Consider the following 2014-nt stretch of genomic DNA (forward strand, 5'->3'; position numbering starts at 1 on the left):
CTTTAATGATGTGCTTTATGGCATCGTGCGGTTTAGACACAGGGAAGTACGAGAGCTTCTTGCTGCAGAATGGTTTGATGAGCAATTAAAAAAAGGTTCGTCACGGTATTCCACGGAGGCTTTATTCATTAGGGAGAAATATGGACATTCTATTATCACACCTCGCTTGAGATCAATATTGTCATGGCTGGTCTTGTTGGACAATGAAATACGAAGCAAAGCATTGAATATCGGGCCTGAGGTGGCTGTGGAAGGAGGGGATGCTTCTTATCTCCCATTCGTTGAACGTCAATCTATATTAAACGATATTGTCACGAGGATTGCTGAGGACCAAGATGATCATTCTGTCCGCGATAATCGTGCGATAGCTCGCATTGCCCAGCCTGACTTGAGCGGCGATGCTCTCCATCTTATTACGGAGCATCGAGACAACGACGACGCAATTTTCTTTTTGGGCAGATTGGTTTGGCAAGGAGATATGATAGCATGTGTGCCTATGCTGTCCGAGCTTGCCATTGAGCCTGATAGAGGCATTTACGCACGAATCGCCTCGATACGGGCGGTGATGATGTGTGGAACCAAGCAGCAAAGGGATTACTTGTGGAATCAGATGACTTTATCAGTCCAGATCCTGCCACGTCAGTTATTAGCTGAACTCTTGGAAAACACAGATGCAGACGCCATTTCGGTGGATTTTCTGCTCAAAATAATTGATAAGATAGAAGACTATGAGCGATACAATAATACGGGACTTACTCGTGCGTTGTATGATTTTATCGACCGTTTACCGGTATATGGCGCCATAGATGTTTTGGAGCCTTTAGGGATATTAGTCAGCGGTCTGAATGATTATCTCGACCGACCTCCTTATATAGAGCAACGAGAATGCCACGTTTCGGAAGGGTTCGCATGGTTGATCGGACCTGCCTCCTATGCTGTTGAGCGATTGGTTTCCGAGCGCTCGGAGATAGCTTTTTCTTCGCAAGTGCTATCGATTATGTTGAAAGCACCCGCAGCTCGGTTCTGGCGGGGTGAGGATTACGATGAGTTTAAAACTCACCTCCACGAGGTTATTCCAACTTGGTCGGACTTGAATGACGCCTTGTTCTGGCGGAGTGTTGAAGACACCCGTGACAGACTTGAAATAAAAAAATCCGAGCGCTTGATTGATTATTGGTCTTTGCTATGGATTGGACATTATTGGAGTTTTGGACCTGAACGGTTTCACGATGTGCTGGGTTTTATTACTACTCGTGATTTTCAGGACGATAAATTAGTTGCTTTGTCACTTGCTCTGAAACTATTTAGTCAAGTTGACCAGCCTGACAATTGGCTGCATGAGATTAAAAGAGTTATTAGTGGAAACGCTGATCTGGAAGAAAGCCTTAATACGTTTTTTAACCCCGTGAAGCATCAAAGCATTCTAGATATTGAAAATATGCGGGAATTGGAAGATGAGAGGCGCAAAAAAGAAGAGGAAAAACAAGCACGCGATCGTGCTGAGTGGGTCGAGTCTTTAAAATTGGATCCAGATATCGTCCGTTATCCACCTGGACTAGAGCTAGGCGATTTAAGTAAAAATCAATATTGGCTGTTAAATATAGTCCAAGGTGAAGGAGTTAGAACAAGTCGAGACGGTGGGGCTAACTGGAATTTGTTGATCCCTGAGTTTGGCGAAGAGGTTGCGATAGCCTACAGGGATGCAGCGATAACACATTGGAGAAACTTCACCCCAGGTCTCCGATCTGAAGGACATGACACCAGTTCAATTCCATATTCGTTGATGTTTGCGATGGCTGGCCTTGAGATTGAGGCGAGAGAGATAATGGGCTTTCCTTCAAAGTTAACTGAAGCAGAAATAAAACACGCACTAAGGTACTTTGTTTGGGAACTTAATGGTTTTCCTAGTTGGCTAGAACATTTTTATCGACTTTATCCAAAACAGGTTCTGGAAGCAATCCTTGTAGAATTGCAATGGGAACTAGCGCATACTGAAGATAGTCAGTCCATGCAC

Annotated in this window: 1 protein-coding gene; it reads left to right on the plus strand. The window is 44.3% G+C overall.

Annotation, left to right across the window (positions count from 1 at the left end; translation table 11 throughout):
• Positions 1 to 2014, plus strand: a 2014-nt coding sequence (locus tag LD28_RS23495; RefSeq protein WP_033138976.1) for a hypothetical protein, incomplete at both ends; no start/stop codon positions are given.

The organism is Aeromonas finlandensis (assembly GCF_000764645.1).
Taxonomy (GTDB): Bacteria; Pseudomonadota; Gammaproteobacteria; order Enterobacterales; family Aeromonadaceae; genus Aeromonas; species Aeromonas finlandensis.